At 63.0% G+C, this 21,575-nt stretch carries 14 protein-coding genes; 4 read left to right on the forward strand and 10 right to left on the reverse strand.

What is annotated here, in order from left to right; translation table 11 throughout:
- Positions 1–194 precede the first annotated feature (194 nt).
- The 4 genes from IFT98_RS18485 to IFT98_RS18500 all read left to right on the forward strand — a co-directional run bounded on the left by IFT98_RS18485 (position 195) and on the right by IFT98_RS18500 (position 6,729).
- Positions 195–2,285, forward strand: a complete 2,091-nt coding sequence (locus IFT98_RS18485; RefSeq protein ID WP_192050972.1) for a hypothetical protein — start codon at positions 195–197, stop codon at positions 2,283–2,285.
- A 115-nt stretch (positions 2,286–2,400) separates the two neighbouring features.
- On the forward strand, positions 2,401–5,664 hold the full coding sequence (locus tag IFT98_RS18490; RefSeq protein WP_192050974.1) for a hypothetical protein: 3,264 nt from the start codon (positions 2,401–2,403) through the stop codon (positions 5,662–5,664).
- A 526-nt stretch (positions 5,665–6,190) separates the two neighbouring features.
- Positions 6,191–6,400 carry a hypothetical protein gene (locus tag IFT98_RS18495; protein ID WP_192050975.1) on the forward strand — a complete coding sequence of 70 codons (210 nt, stop codon included), beginning with the start codon at positions 6,191–6,193 and terminating at the stop codon, positions 6,398–6,400.
- A 62-nt stretch (positions 6,401–6,462) separates the two neighbouring features.
- Positions 6,463–6,729, forward strand: a complete 267-nt coding sequence (locus tag IFT98_RS18500) for a hypothetical protein (RefSeq protein ID WP_192050964.1) — start codon at positions 6,463–6,465, stop codon at positions 6,727–6,729.
- A gap of 177 nt (positions 6,730–6,906) precedes the next feature.
- Here IFT98_RS18500 and IFT98_RS18505 read toward each other — a convergent pair whose 3' ends face one another.
- The 10 genes from IFT98_RS18505 to glnE form a co-directional block, all read right to left on the reverse strand.
- On the reverse strand, positions 6,907–9,954 hold the full coding sequence (locus IFT98_RS18505; protein ID WP_192050977.1) for a glycosyltransferase family 32 protein: 3,048 nt from the start codon (positions 9,952–9,954) through the stop codon (positions 6,907–6,909).
- Positions 9,955–10,012: 58 nt separating this feature from the next.
- Positions 10,013–11,014 carry a PAAR domain-containing protein gene (locus IFT98_RS18510; RefSeq protein WP_192050979.1) on the reverse strand — a complete coding sequence of 334 codons (1,002 nt, stop codon included), beginning with the start codon at positions 11,012–11,014 and terminating at the stop codon, positions 10,013–10,015.
- Between the two features lie 143 nt (positions 11,015–11,157).
- A complete protein-coding gene (locus IFT98_RS18515; protein WP_192050981.1) occupies positions 11,158–12,597 on the reverse strand; it encodes a lipopolysaccharide kinase InaA family protein in 1,440 nt (479 codons plus the stop codon).
- On the reverse strand, positions 12,597–13,349 hold the full coding sequence (locus IFT98_RS18520) for a lipopolysaccharide kinase InaA family protein (RefSeq protein WP_192050982.1): 753 nt from the start codon (positions 13,347–13,349) through the stop codon (positions 12,597–12,599). The genes IFT98_RS18515 and IFT98_RS18520 overlap by 1 nt, the downstream gene beginning before the upstream one ends.
- Complete coding sequence (locus IFT98_RS18525) at positions 13,346–14,080, reverse strand: lipopolysaccharide kinase InaA family protein (RefSeq protein ID WP_122479756.1); 735 nt, start codon at positions 14,078–14,080, stop codon at positions 13,346–13,348. The genes IFT98_RS18520 and IFT98_RS18525 overlap by 4 nt, the downstream gene beginning before the upstream one ends.
- Positions 14,080–14,886 (reverse strand): lipopolysaccharide core heptose(I) kinase RfaP, encoded by an 807-nt coding sequence (gene rfaP / locus IFT98_RS18530; protein WP_192050984.1) that lies wholly within the window; start codon positions 14,884–14,886, stop codon positions 14,080–14,082. The genes IFT98_RS18525 and rfaP overlap by 1 nt, the downstream gene beginning before the upstream one ends.
- A complete protein-coding gene (locus IFT98_RS18535) occupies positions 14,883–16,004 on the reverse strand; it encodes a glycosyltransferase family 4 protein (RefSeq protein ID WP_192050985.1) in 1,122 nt (373 codons plus the stop codon). Before IFT98_RS18535 ends, rfaP begins: the two co-directional genes overlap by 4 nt.
- Positions 16,004–17,068: a lipopolysaccharide heptosyltransferase I gene (gene waaC / locus IFT98_RS18540; RefSeq protein WP_192050987.1), complete on the reverse strand. Its 1,065-nt coding sequence runs from the start codon at positions 17,066–17,068 to the stop codon at positions 16,004–16,006. Before waaC ends, IFT98_RS18535 begins: the two co-directional genes overlap by 1 nt.
- 1 nt (position 17,069) lies before the next feature.
- Positions 17,070–18,119, reverse strand: coding sequence for a lipopolysaccharide heptosyltransferase II (waaF, locus tag IFT98_RS18545; RefSeq protein ID WP_122479760.1), 1,050 nt, complete (start codon positions 18,117–18,119; stop codon positions 17,070–17,072).
- Between the two features lie 212 nt (positions 18,120–18,331).
- Entirely contained in the window at positions 18,332–21,340 is a 3,009-nt protein-coding gene (glnE, locus tag IFT98_RS18550; protein WP_192050989.1) for a bifunctional [glutamate--ammonia ligase]-adenylyl-L-tyrosine phosphorylase/[glutamate--ammonia-ligase] adenylyltransferase, read from the reverse strand.
- Between the last annotated feature and the right edge of the window lie 235 nt (positions 21,341–21,575).

Here is a 21,575-nt window from a genome sequence, read left to right on the forward strand (position 1 = left end):
AATTATCCAGGATTAAACATTGAAATGACTCTAGTCGGTGCTAGCTTGAATAGGGCGTCAGGCCAATTACGCCTCGCACGGAACCGCGCCGAAACTTGTAGCGTGCAAATAACCTATCATCAGCAGCCGTTATGAAAATGCTTATTCACGCCGCGCGTTTTGGTCTACATCAGTTGAGTCATGGAGATTGAAAAATGGGAACGTCCAACGCGACTTTTAAAGCGTCAAGCGCGCGTCCGGCAGACGCAGCCGTCACGGTGTACACGATTCATAAAAAAGGCCGACCAGACCCGGCGTCGCCCAGCAAGCGCTCGGCCAGCCTGCGGGCAGGCATGGGCATCTTGGTCGATGATGCTCCACCCGCTTCAGTACCTGACGCAATTCCTGGGCACCCGGAAAACTTGATCCCGGCAAGCCTGAATAACAGTCCATTCAAGATCTTCATTCCACACCACACGAGCTTCCCCGCTGGCAGCCCAATCCGCTTGATACTCGACAATTCGCCTATCGATGTTGCCCCGGCGGGCCCTGGAGAAGTAGGTATTGGCTACGTGCGCGAGTTCGCCGCCGACCTGCCTCACGATACACACCAGGTTACCTACGAAATGGAGGATACCGGTAACAACGTCATTCGAGGCTATCCGCCGATCCCTTTGCGTATCGACCGCAAACCGCCCGGTGGGGCGTTGATGCCACAGCTGATCTTCGCGGCGGATGTGATTCGAGAGGGTGTGACCCTGAACAAGTTGGTTGCGGGCACTTCCGGCGGCCCGGTACTCAAGGTAATGCTGCCAGACTACTACGACATGGAAGATGCTGACCTCGTCAAGCCCTATTACAGAGCAACATCAGGAGGAACTCAACTGCTCATGCCATTGGCGCAGAAGCAGGTGCCCCCAGGCGGCGCAAGCCTGGACCTGGAGCTTGAAATCCCCTTGGCCGAGTTGCAAGCCATGAACGACGGCGTACGCTACTTCGGTTACACGGTCACCGATCTGGCGGGCAATAACAGTACAGGTCGCACAGACGAAGTTGCACTAGGCATTCTGGTGAGCGATGCGCCGGTGGACAGTGATCTGGCTCTACCCGACATCGCGCTGTTCAGCAATGACGGCCTGATCAGCGAAGCCGATGCGCGCACACCGGTTCACGTGAAAATTCCGGAAATCCCCAAGGCTGCCGCCGGCGACGAAGTGATTTTCTACCTCGGTACCTCAGGTACCTCGAGACTGCGCATCGGCACGGCAGACCTCGGCAATCCCTTTGTGCTGGAGTTCGACCTGCCGTATGCCTTCGTTGCCAACGGTGGGGGTACGGGGTCACCACAGCAGTACACCGCACAGGGGTACTACGAAATCTATCGTGGCCCCGCAAAAATGGCTACTTCAGGACCCAACCCTGTGCTGGTGGATATCACCCTACCCGCCGGCCCTGACCCCGACCCTGATACTCCGGAAAATGATCTGTTGAGGGTAGTCACGGTCGAGGCGGACAGTGGTGCTGTGGATATCATCGACAACGCTGACTTGCAGCACGACGCCAAGGTCCTCGTTCCCTACTTCGCCGACACCACCGCCACTCCCCCGGCTGATAGCGACTATCTGGAGGCCAACGATGTCATCACCGTTTATTGGGGCGGCACTGCGCTGGCGAACAGGAAAACCATACTGACCGGCGACATCGCCGCCAAATTACCGCTGGAAATCACTGCAACTTCGGCTGAAATGAAGGCCAAAGGGCCTGGTGTGAAAGCTGTCCACTACACCGTGGCGCGTACAACACCAGGCACGCCATCGGCGACCAACGAAGCCCTGTCGTTTGCCAAGGACGTACAGGTTATTTCTCAGGACTTGCTGCCCGGCGGACCCGGCGGGTTGCCTGCCGGAGAGTTCACGGAGCGCAGGCAGGCACAAAACTCCTTGAACAAGGCGCAGCTGCAGGACGGTACGCCACTCCAGGTGCTGCTGGATTACGCCAACGTGGCCGAAGGCGACAAGATCAGCCTCACGCTGCAGGGGTATGAAGGCCTTACCGGTGCAGGCATCGAGACACCCAACACCAAGCTCGAGCTGGACTACACATTGACGCGCGACGACATCCAGCTGCCAGGCGGTCCCGTCAAGCATCACGACTTCCAGATCCCGGCCTCGTACTTCTCCAAGAAGTGGGTGAACGAGCCCATTGGGCAAGGCTCGGTAACTGCGGTGTACTCCATTGAAAACGCCTACGGCACGGGTGGTCCCTCCGCTTCGGTGTTCGTGCGTTGCTTCGCGCTGGACTTGTAGAAGCCTGAACCTTCGCAGGCAGGCGGCTGCCTGCCTGCGAAGCAAACCAGCCTGGCCGTGCGATTGCGGCCCTTGTTTCATGCGCGAGTCCCCACTGCACCTGAGGTGAACCATCATGAAAAATCCACCGCGTTCATTATTGCGCGCCATTCGCAAAGCCACCCACGCCAACGACCATTTCAATCATGACGCACGACACGGTGGCGTGCCCCCCGATCCCTATGTCTACGCGCCTATCGTGCCCCCCATGGAGTCCCATGGCGGCGTCAACAAGGAAGATGCCCAGGCAGGTGTGCCCGTACGTGTCCCGCCCTATGGCAGCATTGCTCAGGATGACATCGTTACCCTGTACTGGAACGACGAGTACATCGATTACGCCGAGGTGACCGACCCCAGTGCCACCCTTGCCTTGATCGTCGACCCTTTCTATGTTGCGCCCGACGCCGTCGAGGCCAGCGTTCACTACCATGTGCGCGACGTTTCCGGCAACGAGCGCTCTTCACAGACCCTGGCCGTCCCGATCAAGCTCACCGTTCCCGGCAATCCACCCGAACCACCGGACGCCACCGACCCCTCGCTCAACCCCGGCCTTGCGCTGCCCTACGGTGTGCCGGATCTCATCACCGACGCCAGCGCCGTGGGCGACCTGGCCGTGACCATCGAGCAGTACACCCATCAGAGTGTCGGCGATGTCATTTCGCTGTTCTGGGCCGGCACGGTGGTGCCGTACGGCCCGCTGGTCACCGCTGACCTGAATCGCAGCATCACAGTTACCGTGCCCAACAGTGTGATCGTCGACCGGCCCGGCACCGATCTGGTGGTGCGCTACAGCATCCGCGACAAGGTGCAGAACTATTCGCGCTACAGCCCCAGCGTGCTGACCACCGTGTATGCGCGTGGCTCGTTGCCTGAACCGACCGTGGAAGGCACCCAGAGCGGCGACCTGCTCATCGACGACATTACCGACGGGCAGGTCGAGGTACGGGTCAACCGTTATCCGGACATTGCCGCCACCGACAACATCGTCGTGCACTGGACCGGGCGCCCCGTTCAAGGCCCTTTTCAAGACTACAGCACCCCAGCGCTGCAGCTGGGCACCAATCGCTTCCTCAACTTTCAAGTGCCCAAGGACGTTGCCGAAGTGCTGATCGACAGCCAGGCGTACGTGTACTACACGGCAATTCCTGCCGCCGGTGGGGCGACGAAGAGTTCCAGCGGCTCCACGTTCGGCGTAGTGGGTACCCGCAACGAACTCAAGGCACCCGAAGTGCCGCGTGCCTCCGGCGGCACGCTGGCGCCGGAGGCCATCGGCGAAGCCTCCATCGAAGTGACCGTATTGGCCAACCCGCTGCTTGCAAGCGGCAGCACCGTTACCCTGATTTGGAGTGGCATAGGCGCCAATGGCACGGAATATCATGAACAGCAGCGACCCATTGACAGTAGCAGTGCGGGTGGGCCGATCACGTTCCAGGTGTCGAAGGTGCATGCCACGAACCTGATCGGCGGCACGCTGGACGTGTCCTACACCGTCACCCAAGCCGATGGCACCGTATATCGCTCGCCAGCGTTGGCCTTGACCGTGGTCGGCGCGGGCGCCTTGCTGCCCGAGCCGACCTTCAGCCCGGCGTTGAAGCCTGGCGATGTGCTGGACCCTGCCGATCTGATTGCCGGTGGCATCACCGTGAAGGTCACCGTGGGTTCGCCGCTGTACATCGGCGGCAAGGCGCGACTGCACTGGGATGGCCCAAGCGCCAGCATTGCGCCGCCGCTGGAACTGCCGATTGCTGCGGTAGGCGAGTTGAGCTTCTGGGTGGACAAGACCCGCTACGTGGACCCCAACCTCAACGGTTCCGTCAACGTTGGGTACGAGTTGATCCCCACGGCGGGCGCCACCGGTGTATCCGGAAGTGTGCTGATCTCGGTGCAGGATGCCGCGAGCCAGACGTGGCCGGCGCCCGAGATTCATGACTACAGCGGCGCGCCGGTCAGTTCATGGAGCCCGGTCAAACCAGGTACCGCAGACGCAAACACGGCGAACTTCGTGCTGCGCGATGCGCGGCTGCGAGTGGGCGATATCGTCATGCCGTTCTGGCGCTTGCCGGGGAATGTCGACAAGACGGTTTCATACATTACCGTCAGCGTGGCGGGTGAGGCTCAGGGGTCTATTCCTGCTGATGTGCTTGCTACATCGCTGGGCAAAGCGGTGCAGGTGCTCTACGCAGTGAGCCAGGATGGCACGGTCAGGCCGGTGTCGGAGGTATTGACATTGCAGGTGCAGGCGTTGCCGGCTACGGCGTTGAGCCAGTTGACCATTCAGGAAGCTGCGAACGCTGGCGCCGGGCCGGAGTTCGATGTGTCCAGCGCATCTGCTGCGACGCTACACGTGGGCGTATGGCCGTTGATAGCCGAAGGGCAAGCCGTGTGGTTGACCCTGAGCGGTACCAAGAGCGACGGTACGGCATATTCGAAAGCCATCTGGGCCGCGGGCAGTTCCAGGGTCAACGCCACCTGGATAATGGACGGCTACTGGCCAACCAACCTGCCCATCACCGAGCTTAAGCAACTCAAGGATGGTAGTGCCCTGACCGTTACGTTCAAGGCAGGATTGGACGGGACGCAGATGGAGGCGAACGCGGTAACGTTTGCGGCGAAGGTTTATAAGGTCAAGGCGGTAGCGGATATCAGGCCGGTGATTACTAGTGTTCGGGATTCGAAAGGCGAGGTGAGTGCGGGAGGCACGACGTATGACGGCCGCGTGACTGTCAGTGGTACCGCAACTGCCGGTCAGCAAGTAGAACTGATCGACGTCGCAACTTCCAAGGGCGTCGTTTCTGTTGATGCAGGTGGAACTTGGACGGCGAGCGTAACAGGACTGGCGGTCGGGTCACATTCGCTGACGGCGCAAGCGTTGTATGGTTCGGCGCCGGTTTCAAACGCTATAGGATTCAGTAGGTTGACGCTTGCGACTACGGAATACTTTGAGAGCATTCCACCAGATACCGATATTGGGCTAGAAGGGTATAGAGCGCCAACAATGACTTTGTATAACTGTGCAACAACTAGGTACCCTGAAGATCACCTAGTGTGGCAGGATATGCGAGGCACTCACATAAGCGCTCGAAAGGAAATCGGAGTGTGTATGATAGATCTTCATGCCGGAGCAACGTCTATTACATACAATACTGCGAAGAACAATTATGATGCAGGTGTTCAATACTACGCAGCCGATGGAGGGTTGCTTAAAAGCGGACGTGTAGGGGCTTGGGGTTTAGTAACAGAAACGTTCTCTAATGACCGCCCGTGTACTCGATTAGTCGTGACTGTAAGCATAGGTTTCGGATTGGGGATGGATAATTTTAGGTTCGTTTGGAGTAGTTGATTTATTGTAAATCAGCAACAATGCATTTATCCAGCGGCTGTAGAAGTGGTACTCATCGCACAATAGTGTGAGCCGCTTCGCAGCTGCTGGCTTGCGCGCCCCCTTTTACACAGTATTCAAGGCGCATGCTAAGCAACTTGCCCGAGTAGATCGCGTCGACGTCCCCCTTCGATATTGAAGGGGGAACGCTTTCACCGTAGAGGCTGGACACGCCATGCATCGCCGCTCAATTCGGCATGGGGCCTACCTCACTAGATGTTGTCTTCAGCAAGACGATTAGGTAGTCTTTTTCTGTCGCTGCCAAATCAGCGGCCGGGCTTGGAAACCCGAAAGGCAAAAGGCGCATCAGCGCCGCACCGTGATTGCAGGCGTTTTTTTATGCCTGACGTTTCGCGTTATGGCGGCTGTGCGCGGGAGGCTTCGCGCCTGCCGGGTTCCTTTTGCCCCGGTTTTCCAACCTGCGTACAGCTGCCACCCATTCGCTTGGAAACGAACGTGGCAGCTCCACAGCAAAAGGAGCTCCACCATGGTCAAGCCGACCCCCGATCCGCCCATCGTCCCTCTGCCACCCGATCACCCCCTGTTCCATTACCCCGGTGTCTTCGAACGCGTAGACGGCGATACGCTGGCCGCTCGCTTCGCCCAGCAGCGTGCCGAAATGGCGGCTGCTCGTCGCAACGCACAGATGCCCACACCACCACCGCGACGCTGGTGGCCGTTCTGGCGCCGAGGCTGAAACCCCTACCGCGCAGGCGGTTCGGCCGCCTGTGCTCGAAAGCGATCAAAAGGACTTTGACCATGGTTGAGATTACCCAAACCCAAGCCGTACCCGTGGGCGTCAGCGCCGCAGACAGGCCGGCGCTGTTCAGCGTGAATGCGGGCATCGCGCTGGAGGATGCCTTGGCGCAACTCGGCGTGTTGCTGGAATGCGCTCAGTTGTCGGCGAATGAATTGTGCGATGCGCCGGATCGGAGGTTGTTGGGCGTGACGTTGCATTGCATTGAAAGCGCGCAGGCGGTGGTGCGGGCGCTGCTGTTGCCCCAGCCGTGCACAGCACCCCTGTAGGAGCGGCGTGCAGCCGCGAAGGCGTCGGTGCATTCAGCGCTGGATCGGGATTGTGCAGCGACAATTGGAGCCTCTTCGCGGGCAGAGACCCGCTCCCACAGGGGAGGGCTTGGCTGCCCGCCCCGCTCCCACAGAGAGGAAGGCGGGTGTTTGCAGGGCTGGTGTCTTCGGCTCCATTCAGCGGGTAGACGTCCAGGAATGCAGGTTGCCCACTTCCACCTCCACTTTGCTGGCAAACGGGAAGTAATGCTCGATGCAGGCTTCCAATCGCTGTTCATAGGCCTGCGAGCTGATGCCCAGCGATTGCTTGAGGTCGGCGCGCAGCAGCAGGTCGTAGTAGTCGGGGCGGGCTTCGCGCAGCACGTCGTCGAGCACCTGCGGGCCGGTCATTTCGAAGGTGTTTTTCACATACTGCCAGAAGGTGCGCGTCTCGCTGGCGCTGGCGCCCTTGTCCAGGATGGGCCGGGGCGTCGCATAGAAATCCGGCCTGGCCTTGAAACGCGCCTGCATGGCGCGGGTGACGGCCTTGAGCACCGGGTTGTTGGGGTGGCTGGCGAACACATGCCCGTTGTAGCCGCTGTAGGGCACGTCGGCCAGTACCATGGCGTCGTCGAGAAGTACGTCGTCGGGGCCTGCGGGCAACTGCAGGTTGTCATGGACGCCGGTAAAGGTGTTGTCCACGTCCATGTACACGCCGCCGTAGGCGTCGATCAACGGGTAGCGCAATACGTCGCTGGCGGCAGCGTAGTTTTTCGCAAGGCCTGTGCGGCAGGCGCGGTACTGCGGGCCGCTGTCGCCTGCCAGCAGCGCTGTGTAGAAATCCTGCTCGGCCAGTGGCTTGATCTCGAAACCGGGCTTGCCGCGAAAATGCTCTTCGAGCGTGTCGAGTAAGGCTTGGTTGTCCAGGTCGACATGCAGAACGGTGCGCCAACCTTTCATCATTGCGGCATTGGCCAGCACGTTATCGAGCAGCTCGGGCGCAGGCAGTGCTTCGCCCACCCACAGGTAGTGCAGCATCTGCGGAATGGCCGGGGCGCTGACCACTGGCGCGGGCAGTGGCGGCAGTACGACGCTCTTGATCACCCGAGGTGTGGCCGTGTGAGCGCTCGCCGCCAGCCATTGCCCGCGATCACCGCTGCGCCACTGCCCTTCGGGCGTGCGCCACAGGTAATCGGTGTTGCCCAAATGATTGAGGCGCCAGGTCTGCTCCTGCGCGTCGTACATCGCCAACAGCGAGCCGCGCGGTGTGAGGCGAACCATGTAGCGATCCAGGATCTTTTCCACGCCGTCCATGGGCACGGCTACCCGGATGGGCGTGGCCAACGGCGGCAGGCCGACGGTGCTGGCCAGTTCGGTGCGCGGAACATCCCAGGTGATGGCGGGCTGCGCATCCAGTGGTGAGCCCAACGTGGTCCGCTGCCCCGATTGCCAGTGACCCTTGGCATCCAGTGTCAGTGGAATGCAGGTATCGGCGGCATAGGGGTTGAGCGGATCGACCACGGCCCATTGCTTGAGGGATGGCACATACCGCACCCGATACAACACGCCCTGGATCTGGGCGTAGACCTGCGACCCGAGACGCACGTACAACCCGCTCAGCGCGCCCTGGGTTCGGGCCTGGAAGTCGCGCCCTCGGACCACGGCCGGACGCCAGTCGTGCAGATCGGCATGATCGGAGCCGCCTTGGATAGGGGATGGCTCACTGGAAGCCGAGGCGCTGGATTCGCCATCGTGATGGCTCAGTTCCAGTGGCTCGAAATCGGTGTGGCTGTCGCTGCTGGTGGTACTGAAGGTGTCGTCGGCGTCGCCGATGGCAAGGTCCAGTTCACTTCCCCAGCCGGTTTCCACCTCCATGTGCACGCTGGCTTCTTCGTAGTCGCCGAAGGACGTGACATCGCCCAGCAGGGGCAGTGTGAGGAATACGTTCAAGGCTTGCAGCACCGCACCGCGGGTGGCCTCGGTGCGCTCGCGCTCGTCGACCGCGTTGATGGCCTTGTCGGTGTACAGACCCACCGCGCCCAGGCCTGCGGCGATCGACAGCGCGGCAATGGGCCAGCCCATTACGCTGAAGATGCCGTACAGCTTGAGCGAGGCTTCCAGATAGCCCAGCCACAACCCTTTGCTCAGTTGGTCGTTGGAAACCAACAGGTAGCGGGCATCGCGCTCCATGTCGGCTTGCAAGTGGTCGGTCAGGAAGCTGAAGGCGTGACCATCGAGCACCTGCTGCTGAACATTGAGCCGGGTCTTGCGTTGGCGCCAGGGGGTGCTGGCAATTGTGCGCAGGTGGCCTTGCAGGGTGTTCCATTGCCCGTGCGGGTCATGCTCGGGCCGCAGGAACTGCAGGCCGAAACGGATGCGCTCGTCGTCGGTCTGCAGATAGCTTTGCACCCAGGTGTACATCTGCTCGGCGTCGGTAAAGGCGACGAAGGCCGGATCCTGCATGGCGCAGTAGATGATTTCGCGCCCCGCCTTCGTGCGAAACCGCAGCATGGTGTGGCTGACGATGCCTTCGATGTCGAAGCTGAGCAGGGTGGTCGAGGACGCCATCGACACATCGCCGCTGAGCTTTTCCGGTCGGAAGGGGCTGCTCGAGTCGTTGACCACCACGGCGTATATCTCCATGAAATCTTCGATGCGCAGCACACCTCTTTGGCAATTGAGCGTGGCGTTGCAGAGCATGCTGAGCTTGGAGACCGTGCAATAGACGCTGTGGTTGTTGAACCAGAACCCACGCAGCCGGGAGGCGTAGTACGCAGAGAAATCGATCTGCCAGAAATACGCGAGCACCTTGCGCGGATCCAGGCGGATCTCGTTGTGCTCGTTGAACGCATGTGCCGACTTGCCGATGCGGTAGAAGCCGCCCATCTGCGCCAGCAGGTCGCTGTTGCGTTGCTGGTCGAGATCGAAGCGACGCATGACCAATTCGACCAGATTCATCGACTGTTTGGGCGGCCCGTAATGCTCCCAGCCGGTGTAGGTGCGCGAGCTGCTGTTGGCCGAGTCGAACCAGTGCCAGTACACCTGATAGGGATCCAGGTTCAGCAGCCCAGCCTGCTCCAGCACCTGCCGGGCGATCTGCAGCGCGGCGCGTTCGATGTCGGGGTATTGCCGCATCAAGGTGGCGATCTTGCCTTCCCAATAGCGGATGTTGGAAACGATCGGGTCGAGCTGTACGGTGTTGTTGTCGGTGACGGTCGTTGGAGGGAGGGATGTTGCGTCGCTCATGGTCTTTGCCTCGCAGGTTCGGGAGGCCTAGCTTAAGCAGCGGCGTGAGCAAGGCTGCCTACATGGTTGGCACCCGCGGCGGGCACGAGGGCAAGGCATGAATCGACGCCGCGGGCTGCCGTACGCCACCCGCGCAGCGATGCTCGCGCCTGCCCGCGCCCCAGTTCTCCTGCTCGGCAGCGAGCACTGCATTGATCATGGCTTTGGCCGTGAGCAAGCCTTCGGGATGACGCTGGTACAACGCCACGCCGATGTTGATTGCCAGCCGTTCGGCGGGCGTGTGCCAGTGGCGCAAAGTGCGCTGTTGCAAAGGCGTCTGCGCGTCGATGCCGTCGACCAGTACGCCTGGGCGAAAGCCTGCAGCCATGCCCAGGTATCCGTAGTGAATACCGCCCCAGAGACCGACGTGATACAGATGTTGCCCTTGCTTGTGCCAGGTGGAGCTCTGCAGTTGCGCGACTTTGGTGCGGTAGTTCCACTCGCGATTTTCGTCCATCCGCTCAACCCATAGTGCCACTGCTTCGTCCTTGCAGGCCCTGGCCACCTGCTGTGGATTGCGCACCCACCAACGTGCATGCCAAGGCAGCGCTTGGTAGGTGCGCATGGCGCTGGTTGCATCGTAGAGGTTGAATTGCTTGATCTTGCTCACGACGGCGTGGCGGACGTTACGATTGATCTCGCCGGCCATGTAAGTGGTGATCGACAGCAGCTGGTCCGGATGGCCACAATTTTGCACCGCACTAGACCGCGGCATTAGGGTATGTCGCGCTTTGACCTTTTTCGATGATTCGTACTGGGTGCTGAACGAAGACGGGATCAGCAGGGCATTGCAGCCACAGCTGCTGGTGCTGTCGAGACTGCCGGCGACACGCCGGCCGTTGCTCTTGAGCTGCTCGACGCCGCCGACGATGTGGAACTCGCCGGTGCTCTTTCCGCAGGACACGCGATCGCCTTCGCGCGAACGCGGAACGCCGAGCAGGGTGACACTCCGCTCGCCACCAAGGACCGTGCCGCCACACGATGTCTTGTCGCCCAACCGGATGAAGTAGCCCAGTTTCATGTCCAAACCCCCTGCTCTGCCGCTGGCCCAAGCAGGGCCGCCAAACGACAGGAGTTTCCGGGAGTTGTGGAAGTACGTCTGTAGGACCCATCCGACGCAGATGCAGGAAGAGTCCTGATTTCCGTGCGCGACGTACGTTGCGGCTACATTTCTCGGGGCAAACGCTGATCCAGCAGCGCACGCAGGGCACTGCCGTCCGGCCAGTTGCGCAGCAACCGTTCACGGTCGCGCTGGTGGGCGGGGGCGAAGCTGCTGTCGCTGGCGTGTTGCTGCATGGCGTCCAGGTCGATCAGCGCCCAGCGGCCGGCGTGCCAGAACAGGTTGTGGCCCTTGAGGTCGCCGTGGCTGATGCGTTTGCGGATCAGGTCGGCGAACAGCTGGTCCAGGGCCTGGAGCTGATCCTCGGGCACGTCAGCCGTATCGACATGGGCAGCAAAGGCTTCGATCAGGTCCGGGCCGCTCAGGTGTTCGGTCACCAGGTAAGCCTCGCGGCGCAGCCACAGCACGCGTTTTTCCAGCACGCCCAGGGGCTTGGGGGTAGCAATGCCGAGGAACAGCAGGCGGTTGCCCTCGACCCACGAATGCCAGGCGCGGCTCGGCCGCCAGAAGCGCTTGGCCCAGTGCAGCAGATTCTTGATGTTGTAGCGCTTGATCAGCAGGTCGCGGCCTTGGCTGTGCACGCGGCCGACCGTGGCGGCGCCGCCGGTCTTGTAGATATGACCCTGTTCGAGCAGGGCATCGGCATCACGCAACACTGGCAGCAGCGCCGCCTCTTCTTCGCGGCGAATGGCGCGCAGGCTGGAGGCGCTGTCCTGCACGCTGAACAGGCTGCAGTCGCGACCCACTTTGCTCAGATAGTCCTTCAGACGCCAGGCGCGCACCTTGTCGATCTGCTTCTGCAGCGCTTCCATGGGCAGGCCGTGTTCGCCGTTGGCCAGCAGGTAGTACACCAGCAGCTCTTCGGTGAAGGGCTCGAGGTGCTTGGGCAGCTGGGCGAAGAACACGCCAAGGTTTTCCAGGACCTTTTGCCGCGACAGAGGCTTGCCGATCTGTTCGGCCTGAATGCCGGCGCCGTCGATGAGGAACACCTGGCCGTTGTGGCGCAGCAGGTTGTCCAGGTGCAGGTCTTGTTGCCAAAGGCCTTTGCCGTGCATCTGGCCGATGACACCGAGGGCTTCGCCGAGCACGGCAGTTTGTTCGTCGGCCAGGGGTGGCAGGGTTTCCACGCGGGCCCATTCGTCGGCCAGGCTGTGGGCGTTTTCCAGGTACTCGAACAGCAGCCAGCCGCCCTCGCCTTCCTGCAGGCCGTCGGCGAGCAGTTGGGGGGTGGTCAGGCGTTGTTCGGCAAGCAGGCGCACGCCCTCCAGTTCGCGCTGGAAGTGCCGGGCGGCCTTGCTGCCGACCAGCAGTTTGGCGAGCACCGTACGCCCACGCCAGACCCCGGCGCCGACGTAGCGCTGGCCGGGCAGCACGCGCAACAGGGTCAGCAGTTGCAGCTCGGCAGGGCCGGCAGCATCGGCCAGGGTGATGCTCAATGGCAGGGCTGGGGCGCGGCCGGCTTGGGTCAGTTCAGACAGGCGCATCAGCGGCCTTCCTTGTGGTTGCGGCGGCGGCTCAGGCGCTGCAGCCAAGCGTCGACCTGGGGGCTGGTTTCGGGCTGGGCCAGGTACGCGGCCAGTAATACGCGAATGTCTGCAGACTGCCAGCGCGGAGCGCGGCGCAGCAGGGGTTCCAGGTCCTTGGCGCGGTCGCGTTGGCCGAACAGCAGCGGGCGAGTCTTTTCCAGGTCGATCAATTGCGCCTGATACCCGCTCGCCGTGGCGCGCAGAAAAATGTGCTTGGGGTAGAAGCAGCCATGCACCTGCCCCGCCGAATGCAGAATGCGGCCCAGCTCGCCACAGGCCACCAGCACCGCGCGGCGCTCTTCGGGGGCCAGGGTGGGCCACTGCTGCAGCACCGCTTCGAGGTCGGACCAGCCGTCCAGCGCTCGGGTCATGAGCATGGCACGGGTTTCACCCTGAACCTGGCGCTGCCCGTAGAACACCGCCTGCAACGCCGGGATGCCCTGCTTGCGATAGCGGCTGATGTTGCGAAACTCGCGGGCGAAGGTTGGCTCGCCGAAGGGTCGGGCCAGGGTCCGGGTCAAATAGTTGCTTTGCCGCTTGAGGTAGAAACCGCGGCCTTCCAGGTCCAGGCGATACACGCTGCTCCAGCCGCCACGGCCGGTGTTGGGTTCGTCCACGGCGTCCAGTTGCAGGTTCCACAGTGCATCGAATGTGGCCAGCCCGTGGCGCTCCAGCAAGGCGCGCTCCTCGCTGGCGATGAAGTCGCTCATTCGCGGCCCTCGAAGAATTTGACGATCTTGCGCACACGCAGCTTGTCCGAGGCATTGAGCTTTTCGCGGCGGCGGTACTGCAGGTAGAAGCGCAGGCGCTGGGTGTTGGACAGTTCGCTCTTGCCCAGTTTGTCCAGGCAGGCGAGGTCCTTGATGATGCGATAGCGCAGCATGAAGCTGCGCCAGAACGCACCATTGGGACAGTCGATGAAGTACAGCACGTCCTTGTCGTCCACCAGCAGGTTGCGCCACTTCAGATCGTTGTGGGTGAAGTGGTTGTCGTGCAGCGTGCGCGTATGCTGCGCCAACTGCCGACTGATGTGGTCGACCCAGGCCCGGTTGCGCAATCGCGGATCGTCGCTGAGCGCCAGCTGGTGCAGGTCTTGGGTGTTGGCCAGTTCGCGGGTGATCAGCGCCCCGCGGTCATAGCTGGCGCCGTTGCGTTCCAGGCCCCAGGCCACCACTTCGGCAGTGGGAATGCCCCACTTGGCGAAGCGCTTGAGGTTCTGCCATTCGGCCTTCACCCGAGGCTTGCCCAGGTGCGCGCGCAGGCCCTTGCCGGCACCCACGTAGCGCTTCACATAGTAGTTGACCCCACCACGCTGCACGCGAATCACCTCGGACAGCGGGTCACGGGTCAGGCGCTCGCCGGTGAGGGCGAACACGCTGTCCAGGCTGCCGAAGTCGGCTTGCAGGTGCGCGTAGCCCGCTTCCAGGTTCCAGCCCGCCATCAGAGGGCATCCCCGTAGCGCAATTTGCGGTCGTACAGCTTATTTGCCTTGCCGTCGAGCCAGCCGAGCAGCACCGCTTCTTCCTTGAGCACGCGGCGCAGGGGCAGCTGGAAATAGTCGCGCAGGAAGCGTAGCTTGTCGCGGCGCGTCAGGCCGATGTCCAGAGCCGAAAAATACAGCGCGGCGAGGTCCTTATCGCGCCAGCGGCGGGTGATGCGCGGACGTACTTGGGCGCGGTGCAGATCGATCACCGACAGCTTGAAATCCGTGGCCGTGACCGGCTTGTCGGTGTGCAGCAGAAAGTGGCAGATGTAGCAGTCGCGGTGGTTCACGCCGGCGCGGTGCATCATGCCGACCAGGCGCGCCACTTCGGCGATCAGCGCGCGCTTGAGCGCCGGTTGCGGCGGCTGCCTGGCCCAATTCAGGCTCAGCACTTCCAGGTCGATGGTAGGCGCCAGCTCCTGGGTGATGATGAACGAATGCTGATCGGCCGGGTTGCTGCCGCGCTCGCCGTAGGCCACCGCCGTCATGCTCGGCACGCCGGCTTCGCGCAGGCGTTGAATGGCTTTCCATTCCTGGCCGGCGCCGAGCACCGGGAGCTTGGCGGTGAGCAGGTTCTTGGCGATTTCCGCCCAGCCGACGCCACGGTGGATCTTGACGAAATAGCCCTTGCCGTCGACTTCGGTGCGCAGCGTGCGACGTGCTTCGAGTTCGCGGAACACTTCGCCCTGCAGCGCTTCGACGGCCACGAAGGGATCGCGTCCGGCCCACAGCGTCTTGAACGGCTCGTCCAGCACAAGCTTCATGGTCGCGCCTCCAGGATAACGTCGGCAGCATGCTCGGGCATGCTGTAGATGTCGGCGCTGTCGGCGAACGCCAGGCCATTGGCCGACCAAGCCGCGCGGGCGCCGTCGTCTTCGAGCATGCGCTGCAGGTCGCGGTTGAGTTCTTCCTGCTCGAAAGGCTCGCTGAGCACCAGCCCGGCATCGGCCTGGGCAATGTAATGGGCATAGCCGCACACCGCCGAGACCAGCACCGGCAAGCCAGCCACCACCGCTTCGAGCAGCACCGTGCCGGTGTTCTCGTTGTAGGCGGGGTGAATCAGCACATCGGCGCCGAGCAGGAAGCGCGGAATGTCACTGCGGCCCTTGAGGAACTGCACCCGGTCGCCCAGGCCGAGCGCTGCGCCCTGCACCTGGAACAGCTTGGGGTCGTCCTGGCCGATGACCATCAGCCGCACGCGCTTGCGCAGCGCCGCTGGCAAGGCCGCCATGGCCTTGAGGCTGCGATCCACGCCCTTGGTCTTGAAACCGGAGCCGATCTGCACCAGCAGCAGCTCGTCGTCCTCGAGCATGAATTCGCCACGGAACTCGGCGCGGATCAAGCCTGCGTCCGGCGGCGCACGACGGTCGTGGGCGATGCCCGGCGGCAACAGGTGAAAGCGTGCCAGCGGGGTGTCGTAATGCTTGATGAACAGCGGTTGCTGGACCTCGGAAATCATCAGGATTTCGGTCTTGGCATCGCGCCCGAACACGGCCCGCTCGTAGTCGGCGAAATGCTTGTAGCGCCCCCAGTAGCGGTACAGCGAGTGACGCAGGTTCTGCGCCTTGTCTTCGTAGCAGCCGTCGGCCGCGTAGTAGACGTCCAGCCCGGGCATCTTGTTGAAGCCGATCAGGCGGTCTACCGGGCGTTTGGCCAGGTCGGCCTGCATCCAGCTCAGCAGTTTCTCGTTGCGCCGGTGGTTGAAGAACGCCTTGACCGGCGCGACGTGGACCTCGAAACCTTCGGGCACCTCGCCTTCCCAGATCAGCGTATAGACGCGGATGCTGTGGCCACGGCGCTGGCACTCAAGGGCAATGCGCATGAAATCGCGCTGCAGCCCACCGAAGGGAAAATACTTGTAGAGCACGAATGCCAGTTGCATCAGCGGAGATCCTCGGCCAGTAACACGGTGCTCAGTCGGCTTGCCACGCGCTCGGGGTCGAGCCGGGTGAAACACAGCGGCCACTCGCGTTTGAGATCGAACCGACGCTGGTCTTCCGGCGTCGGCTGGTAGGTACAGGTTTTCTGCATGCACGGCGCGCAGGGGGGGAAATCGCTGGCCAGGTGAATCTGACCGCGACCGTAGGCGCCGGTCAGGCCAACGTTGGTCGGGCCGAACAGGGAAATGGTCGGCACGTCGAGGGCGGCGGCCAGATGGCCAAGGCCGGTGTCGACCGCCACGCAGGCGCGTGCTTCGGCCAGGGTCTGCGCCATCCCGGCCAGGTTCAACCGAGGCAGCACCACGCAGTTCTTCAGGCCCGCGGCAATGCGTTGCGCGCGCGCCTGTTCGGCTTCATTGCCCCACGGCAAACGCACCTGAATGTGGGCATGCCCCAGGCGTTCGGCCAGCTCGCGCCAGTAGACTTCCGGCCAGTGCTTGGTGTCCCAGGTGGTGCCGTGCAGGAACACCACGAACGCCGGGCCGGGAATCAAGTCGCGCCACTGCAGGCGATTGAGGCCGTAGTCGCCAGTGCCCTTGGGCAGGTCATAGCCCAGTGCCAGGGCGAACAGCTGGCGCACGCGTTCGACCGCATGTTGGCCACGCGCGACGGCCAGACGCCGATGATAGAAACGACTGGCCAGGCCTTCGCGCGCAGAGCCCTTGTCGAGGCCGGCCACCGGGGCCTTGACCAGACGCGTCAGCCAGGCGCTCTTGAGCAGCCCCTGGGCGTCGATCACCAAGTCGTAACGGTTGGCGCGCAGGCGCTGGCGCAGCTGTTTGAATTCGCCGCTCTTGTAGGCCTGCCAGAGGTTCTTGCGCCAGCGGCGGATGGCCACCGGAATGACCGTGTCCACGGCCGGATGCCATTTCGGAATCTCGGCGAAGCCCTCCTCCACCACCCAGTCGAAACGAATGCCTGGCACGGCACGGGCCGCGTCGGTCAGCGCCGGGAGGGTATGGATGACGTCGCCCATGGACGAGGTCTTGATCAGCAGTACCCGCAATTCATTCCGCCTTGACTGTCAGTTCGACCGTGGCCGGTCCTTCTACCTGCTGCAACGCATCGGCAACCCGCTGGGGTTCCAGCAGGCGCAGGCAATTGTAGTGGCCGAAGCGGCAGGTGCGGTCGAAGCACGGGCTGCAATCCAGGCCCAGGCGCACCACTTCGACCTTTTCCGCGAGAGGTGGCGTGAAGCCGGGCGAGGTCGAGCCGTACACCGCCACCAGCGGCCGATTGAGCGCGGCGGCCACGTGCATGAGGCCCGAATCGTTGGACACCACGGCGTCGGCGCACGACATCAGGTCGATGGCCTCGGCCAGCGCGGTTTCACCGGACAGGTTGTAGGCTTCCTCGCGCAGGCCGGGAATCAGCCGCTCGCGGATGGCCTCGCCCACCGGGAAGTCTTTCTTGGAGCCGAACAGCCAGACCTGCCAGCCTTCACGGATCTTGATTTCGGCCACTTCGGCGTAGTGCTCGGACGGCCAGCGTTTGGCTTCGCCGAACTCGGCGCCGGGGCACAGGGCGAGCACCGGGCGATCAAGGGCCAGGCCGAACTTGGCCAGGGCAGCGTCGCGGCTGGCCGGGTCGATGCGCAGCTCGGGGCGTGGATAGGGTTGCGGCAACAGGGCGCCGGGCTCGAAGGCCAGGGCCATGAAGCGCTCGATCATCAATGGGTAGCGTTGCTTGTCCAGCGTGCGCACGTCGTTGAGCAGGCCGTAGCGAAATTCGCCGCGCCAGCCGGTGCGCTTGGGGATGCCGGCGAAGAACGGTACCAGCGCCGACTTCAATGAGTTGGGCAGCAGGATGGCCTGGTCGTAATGGCCCTTGAGGCTTTTGCCGATGCGTCGGCGCGTGGCCAGTTCGAGCGCGCCGTGGCCGAGCGGAAAGCTCAAGGCGGCGCGCACTTCGGGCATGCGCTCCAGAATCGGGCGGCTCCATTCAGGCGCCAGCACGTCGATCAGGCAGTCGGGGTGCCGTTGCTTGAGGCTCTGGAACAGGGTCTGTGCCATTACCATGTCACCGACCCAGCTGGGCCCAATGATCAGAATTCTCATAGTTTTCCAGAACAGTCAGTCGGGTGGTGCGGTGGTGCCAGGGATTTCGGTGCCAGCCTTTTCGCGGCCACGGACCGCTCCTACAGGGATCGGGGTCACCCGTAGGAGCGGTCGTCGGCCGCGAAACAGGCGCCGCGCAGTGCCTGAAAAACCGCGGAGCTCTGTTCGCGGCCACTGGCCGCTCCTACGGGGCAAATAGGTGGGTACCGCCTTCAGCTCAACCCCAGCTCACCCCAGATCCGCATCACCTCGCGCCGTTCGTCGATGAACTGATTGCCCGGGATCACCCCGGCCTGCTTCTGCAGGGCCTGGCGATGGGCGGCCGAGCGGTAGGCCTTGTAGGCCTCACGCAGCAGCCCGGCATCGGCGGCGGGCAACAATCCGGCCTCTTCAAGGCCCTCGAGAATGCGAATGTTGTCGGTGTATCGCAGCAGGGCCGGGTGCTTGCCCGACCACGCCAGAGCCGCGTATTGCACCATAAATTCGATATCGACGATACCACCGGCGTCTTGCTTGACGTCAAAGCGCTGGCCAGCTTCGAAGGCATTGGCGCCTCGTCCCGCGGCGGTCTGGCGCGTACCGAGGTTGTCGCGCATCTTCGCGCGCATCTCGCTGACCTCGGCACGCAGCGTATCCAGGTCGCGCGGTTTGGCCAGCACGGCGCCACGCACCTGCTCGAACTCGGCGCCCGTCTGGCGGCAGCCTACCAGCACCCGGGCGCGCACCAGCGCCTGGTGCTCCCAGGTCCACGCCTCGGTCTGCTGATAGCGCGAAAACGCCGCCACCGAGCTGACCAGCAGCCCCGCCGCACCGGAGGGACGCAGGCGCATGTCGACGTCGTACAGCTGGCCGGAGTTGGTCTGTGCAGTCAGCAGGTGAATGATGCGCTGGCCCAGGCGGGTGAAGAACTGCGCGCTGTCGATCGGCTTGGTGCCGTCGGTTTCCAGGCTCGGGTCGCCATCGTGAATGAACACCAGGTCCAGGTCCGAGCCATGGCCCAGCTCGATGCCACCGACCTTGCCATAACCGACGATGACGAAGGCCGGATCGCAATCACTGCCATCGGCCCGCTTGGGCACGCCATGGCGCGCCACGGTCTGCCGCCAGGCCAGGGCCAGCACTTGCGCAAGAATCGCCTCGGCCAGCCAGGTCAGGTAATCGCTGACCTTCATCAGCGGCAAGCCACCGGCGATTTCCGAAGCGGCTACGCGCAGGTTGTGCGCCAGCTTGAAATGGCGCAGCGCTTCCATCTGCTGTTCCAGGTCGTCCTCGGGGATGCGCGTGAGCCGTTCGCGCAACTCGGCGGCCAGCTCCGGTGCCAACGGCGGGTTGAACAGCCGCGCTTCGTTGAGCAGCTCGTCGAGCAGCAACGGGAATCGCGCAATCTGTTCGGCGATCCATGGGCTGGCCGCGCACAGGGTCAGCAGGCGCCGCAGCGCATCGGGATTCTCCGTCAGCAGCACCAGATACGCCGAACGCCGCGCCACGGCTTCTACCAGCGGCAGCACCCGCTCCAGAATCAGGTCCGGGTCGGCGTGTTCCACCGCCTGGGCCAGCAGGCGCGGAATGAAAGCATCCAGGCGCTCGCGGCTCAGGCGCTGCATGGCCCGAAGTTGCGGGCTGCCGCGCAGGTCTTCAAGACGCTTGAGCGCCTGGCGCGCGTCGCTGAAACCGGCTTCCTGCAATTGCCGGCAGGCCGCATCGGCGTCGTGGGTTTCCTCCCACAACGGTAGCCACTCGCCGCCGATCACCATTGCCTCGCTGGTTTCGGCGTCTTCGTCCGGGTCGGCGATCACTTGCGCGAAGTGCCAGGCGGTCCGCCCGCGCCAGTGCATCAGGCGCGTGTGGAACGCCGGCCAGTCAGCGAAACCCATCATGAAGGCGATGCGCGCACGGTCCCGTTCATCGTCGGGCAGCATCTGTGTCTGCCGATCGGCAATGGCCTGGATGGCGTGCTCGGTGTAACGCAGGAATTCATAGCCCTCGCGCAGTTCGTCCACTACCGCAGCAGGCAGATAGCCCTGCCCCTCCAGGGTCTTCAGCACCTTGAGCAAGGGTCGCTGCTGCAGGCTCAGGTCACGCCCGCCGTGGATCAACTGGAATGCCTGGGCGATGAATTCGACTTCACGGATGCCGCCCGAGCCCAGCTTGATATTGTCGGCCATGCCCTTGCGCCGCACTTCCTGCTGGATCAGTTGCTTCATGGTGCGCAAGGCGTCGATGGCGGAGAAATCCAGGTAGCGGCGATAGACGAACGGTCGCAGCATGTCGAGCAGCTGCGCGCCGGCCTGCTGGTCGCCGGCCACCACCCGCGCCTTGATCATGGCGTAGCGTTCCCAGTCGCGGCCCTGGTCCTGATAGTACTGCTCCAGCGCGTTGAAGCTGAGCACCAGCGCACCGGACGAGCCGTAAGGGCGCAGACGCATGTCGACGCGGAAGACGAAACCGTCGACGGTGATCGGGTCCAGGGACTTGATCAGCCGCTGGCCGAGGCGGATGAAGAACTCTTGATTGTCCAGAGGACGCTTGGCCCCCTGGGTTTCGCCGCCTTCGGGGTAGCCGAAGATGAGGTCGATGTCGGACGACAGGTTCAGCTCCACTGCGCCCAGCTTGCCCATGCCCAGCACCACCATGTGCTGCTGCTCGCCGCTGCGCCGGCCCATGGGCGTACCCAATTGCTGGCATTGGCGCGGGTACAGCCATTGATAGGCTTGGTCGATGCAGGCGTCGGCCATGTCCGACAGGTCGCGGCAGGTCTGCACCAGGTCGGCGACGCGGTTGAGGTCACGCCAGATGATGCGCACCTGCTGCCGCGCACGCTGGCGGCGCAGGGTGCGGGCGAGGTCATCTTCGCTGTCGGCCTGGGCCACGGCGAGGGCGATCTGCTCGCGCAGTTCACCGGGATTGAAGGGACGGTCGAGGTCGCCGCTGGCGATGAGGTCGAGCAGCATCGCGGGGTTCTGGATGGCCTGCTGCAGGACGAAATCGCTGGCGGTGGTGACGCGGTCCCATTGTTGCCAGCGCTCGATGGGCCAGTCCAAAGGTGTGGTGAACGGGGGGGCCTCTTCGCGGGCAGAGCCCGCTCCCACAGTAAGCGTAACGCTGCTGAGATCGGCGAAGAGGGCCTCAGCCCCCGCCACAGCCGCCTGGAACGACTCGCGATTGCGCGACACCAACGGCGTGAGAACGGCCGGAATTTCGACCAGCAAAGGCAGGTTCATGGTCTATCCTTGTGCAGCGTGAAGAGCCCGGTAAAGGTCTGTATAGACAGGTTCATCTGTCCCTGAACTGTCGAACAAAGGTGATAAATAGCTGACTTTCATCAGAACTTGGCAGAAGTCACTCACGCATGGCCCCAAGATGAATACATTCGATCACAGGTAACGATCCAACCCACAACCGGACAGGGGGCCAAAAGCCTGTATCCTGTGTCTACCCGGTTGCCCACCGCCCGCA

This window comes from Pseudomonas sp. CFBP 8770 (assembly GCF_014841705.1).
Taxonomy (GTDB): domain Bacteria; phylum Pseudomonadota; class Gammaproteobacteria; order Pseudomonadales; family Pseudomonadaceae; genus Aquipseudomonas.